The sequence below is a fragment of the Sulfitobacter sp. HI0129 genome (assembly GCF_001635395.1).
Classification (GTDB): Bacteria; Pseudomonadota; Alphaproteobacteria; order Rhodobacterales; family Rhodobacteraceae; genus Sulfitobacter.
Map to the genome: position 1 here is coordinate 1 of NZ_LWGH01000592.1, position 3,469 is coordinate 3,469.

The following is a 3,469-nucleotide window of genomic DNA, read 5'->3' on the forward strand; positions in this document are numbered from 1 at the left end:
GACAGCCGTCAACTTCGCCCCTGCCCCCATTTCTCAGCTTAACCCGTTTGCCGGTTGCTGCGCCTCAATCAGCGCCATGATCATGGGCCTCGGGGAATAGCTGCCTTTTGCCGCCCTTTGAGTCAAAGACCGAAGATAGGCTCCGGGGGAGCGGATAGAGCCGAAACGTTGCAGGATACCCAGAACCGTGATCGCCGCATCGAACGGCCCCATGACGCGCTGCGCCGCATTCCATGCCTGATCCGTTATCCCCAGCATGGGGCGCAAGCGTCCCGCGCATCGATGCAGGCTTTCCCAGTCTCTAACAGGGCTTTCAGAGAAGGTCTGAGCTTCAGGACAGGCAGAGAGGACGAGCTGTGGGGTCAGGCCGTTCGCTTCGCGCTTTGGTATTCCCACCTCTTCCTCAGCGCTTTCATATTCAATTAGATCTTTGTTTGAATCCTGTATGTGCCGCTCATTCCGGGCGTCATTGCCGCTCACTTCTTCTGTATCGGGCAGAGGGATATGGGTCTCTAACACACCGATCAGGCTCTGCATTTCAGTCTTCAGTGCCTCGAGTGCGTCCAGATCCAGCTTGCGCCGCAAAATCCGCCGCACGGCATCGAGGCGGTCCTCGGTTTCCCCGCGGTCGGTTGCATAGGGCAAAAGCGCCACCGCGTCCCTGAGCGCCAGCACGACGATCTCCCGCAACTGGCGTCTGCGTTCCGCGGCCTCCCGTGCGGCCTGGGCGGCTGCGGCAATTTCTGCGTCGCGGGTGAGCAGGGGGCGCAGGTCAAAGCCGTAGGCCACGGAAAGTCCCCCTTGGGCCGCGCGCCGGGCGTAGCGTTTGCCGTTGGGGCTGTCCCGCCGCAGGATCAACCCGGCGCGGGTGAGGGCGGCCAGATGCCGCCGCAGCGTGCTTTCGGCCATGCCGTGGGCCCGGGCGGAGAGGGCGGCGTTGGATGGAAAGACCACCGTACCGTCGCCGTCCAGCAACGAGGCATGGGGGTGAAAGCTGATGAGGGCGGAAAGCACCGCGAGGTCCCGGTCACTGACCCCGAAGGCGGTGCGCGCCTCTGTCAGATCGCGCAGGATCGCCCATTTGTCGCGTGATTCCGGGGGAAGCGGGGCGCGGGCAAGCGCGCGCGCTGCCAGATCGCCAGCCGAAACCGACCGCCGCCCGAAGGACGTCGTTGAAATGTACTGCATTCGATATCACGAAGACGAAAAAAACCCGGCACCTGAATCAAGGTGTTGTTGACAGCCGTCAACCGAGGAAGGTAAGTTCGATTTGCGAGAAAGAACGGCCCTTCGGGATGTAATGTCCTGGGGGGTCTTTTTTTGTCCTGCTCGTGCCTCCTGTTCTTGTTGCTCTGGTTTTATTCGCCGCGGTCTTCTTCGAACCGTCGATGAATTTCGGAAATATTGTCGGCCAGCCATGTGGCAAAGGCGTCATCCCCCGTGAAGGTCATCACGGGTCTGCCGCCCCTGCGCTCCAACCGCGCAAGTTCGGCACCGTCCCCGGCGGTCAGCGCCCGGGATGGGGCGGGTTTGCGCGGGCCGGGGGCGAGGGTGGTGAAAACGGCGTTGAACCGCTCGTCGGAGCTATCGCCCCGTGCCGCGTCCATCAGCGCCTCGGGGCTGTGGCCCGTGGCCCGTTTGGCCAGCGTCATCCAGCGGTCCCGCCCCGCCGAGGGGGCGGCGCCGATCGCCTCGATCACCTTGCAGGGCAGGGAATCGGCCACGGTGAGCATCCGGCTCACCACCGTCTTGTCGATATGCAGCGCGTCGCAGATCACCTTGCGGTCGAAACCCGCCGCTTCCATCTGCCGGGCGAACAGCGCCTTTTCGATAAAGCTGAGGTCCTTGCGGGCGCTGTTTTCCTGCCCCTGCGCCACGATCAGCGCCTTGTCGTCCAGATCGCGGATCATCGCGCGGACGGGGCGGCCCAGCCGCTTCAGCGCCGCGACACGGCGGCGGCCATAGACGATTTCGTACCGGCCCTCCACGTTGGGCGAATGGCGCAGCATCACGGGCACCTGCTGGCCGTATTCCTCGATCGAGCGGGCAAGCTCCCCGATGCCGGCGGGGTCATTGTCCAGCCGGTCATGCAGGCCCGCGTCGTCGATCATGTCCGAAGGGACTTCGGTCAGCGCCCGGGTGCGCAGGTCGGCCAGCGACTGGCTCACCGCGCCGATGGCGCCCGCGGCCCTGCGCGGGCTGGCCGGGGCAGGGGGCGTGGCCCCGCCTTCGCGTTTCATCAATCCTTCGAGTACGTTCTTGCGTGCCATCAGCGTCCCCATGCTTTCTGAATCAGATCTTCGATCTCTCCATTCACAGCATTCAAACTCTCCATAGCGCGTTCATAGGTCGCACGGGTGAATAACGATTTCTCAACCTCATACAGGGTCTGTTTCGTCAGCCCCGCGTCAGAGATGGCCGTGGACTTCAGCGCGGTGTGGTTCAGCACGTGTTCGCCGAACATCTGCCGCATGAAGCTGACCATCTGGTTCTGCGGCCCGTCGCCCGGCTCATACCGGGTCACGAGATAGCGCAACCAGTCAAAACTCATGTCGCCGCCCGCGTCCGCCACGACCCCCAGAAGGTTGGAGGTCATCAGCAGGAACTGGCACATGGACATCACGTCGAGCATTTGGGGATGCACCGTCACCAGCACCGCCGTCGCCGCCGAAAGCGCCGACATGGACAGAAAGCCAAGCTGCGGCGGGCAGTCGATCACCACGATGTCATAGTCCGATTGCACCGAGGCCAGCGTTTCGGCCACGCGGGTAAAGAAGAACTCCCCCGTGCCCTGCGACAGGACCCGGGGCGTGTCATGTTCGAATTCCATCAGGTCGAGATTGCCGGGCACCACGTCCAGATTGGGGAAATAGGTGCGCTGGATCACCTCGCTCAGGGGGACGGGATCGTCGTATCGGATCGCATCGTAGAGCGTGCCACCGTCGAGCAGGTCGAATTCGGGCTGAAACCCCAAGAGGGCCGAAAAGCTCGCCTGAGGGTCGAGATCGACCCCCAGCACCCGGTAGCCGTCGAGCGCGAGTTTCTGCGCCAGATGGGCCGACGTGGTGGTCTTGCCCGAGCCGCCCTTGAAGTTGATGACCGTCACGACCTGAAGGTGATCGCCCTCGCGCCGGCCGGGCAGATAGGTGCCCGGCAGCTTCGCGCCCTGTTCGAGCATCTCGCGCAGGGTCTGGATGTCACTCGGGGAATAATAGCGCCGCCCGCCGGAGCGGATTTCAGGCTCTGGCCCGCGCCCTTCGAGATGAAGCTTGCGCAGGTAGGCGTCCTTGACGCCCAGAAGTTGCGCGACCTCGCCGCTGGTGAAGCGGCGCATGACGCGCTTGGTGTCCGGCGGATAAAGCTGCTGGCGATGCGCCTGCAATTGTTCCGACAGGTTTGCCGCATGCTGCCCGACCAGCTGGTCGATGCGGAAAGATCCGTTCATACTGCCCTCGATGTCCGATCTTAT

3 protein-coding genes are annotated in these 3,469 nt (G+C 63.5%); all 3 read right to left on the bottom strand.

From position 1 onward, the window contains the following. Positions 1-33 precede the first annotated feature (33 nt). The 3 genes from repC to repA all read right to left on the bottom strand — a co-directional run bounded on the left by repC (position 34) and on the right by repA (position 3,445). On the bottom strand, positions 34-1,188 hold the full coding sequence (gene repC / locus A3764_RS15750; RefSeq protein WP_067923570.1) for a plasmid replication protein RepC: 1,155 nt from the start codon (positions 1,186-1,188) through the stop codon (positions 34-36). Between the two features lie 170 nt (positions 1,189-1,358). Continuing rightward, positions 1,359-2,270, bottom strand: coding sequence for a plasmid partitioning protein RepB (gene repB / locus A3764_RS15755; RefSeq protein ID WP_067951760.1), 912 nt, complete (start codon positions 2,268-2,270; stop codon positions 1,359-1,361). Next, positions 2,270-3,445, bottom strand: a complete 1,176-nt coding sequence (gene repA, locus A3764_RS15760) for a plasmid partitioning protein RepA (protein WP_067927862.1) — start codon at positions 3,443-3,445, stop codon at positions 2,270-2,272. The genes repB and repA overlap by 1 nt, the downstream gene beginning before the upstream one ends. Positions 3,446-3,469 lie beyond the last annotated feature (24 nt).

What these genes read in the sequence shown, in the direction of transcription:
- repC (WP_067923570.1), bottom strand. Translation starts at nt 1,188, where the DNA reads ATGCAGTACATTTCAACGACGTCCTTCGGGCGGCGGTCGGTTTCGGCT.
- repB (WP_067951760.1), bottom strand. Translation starts at nt 2,270, where the DNA reads ATGGCACGCAAGAACGTACTCGAAGGATTGATGAAACGCGAAGGCGGG.
- repA (WP_067927862.1), bottom strand. Translation starts at nt 3,445, where the DNA reads ATGAACGGATCTTTCCGCATCGACCAGCTGGTCGGGCAGCATGCGGCA.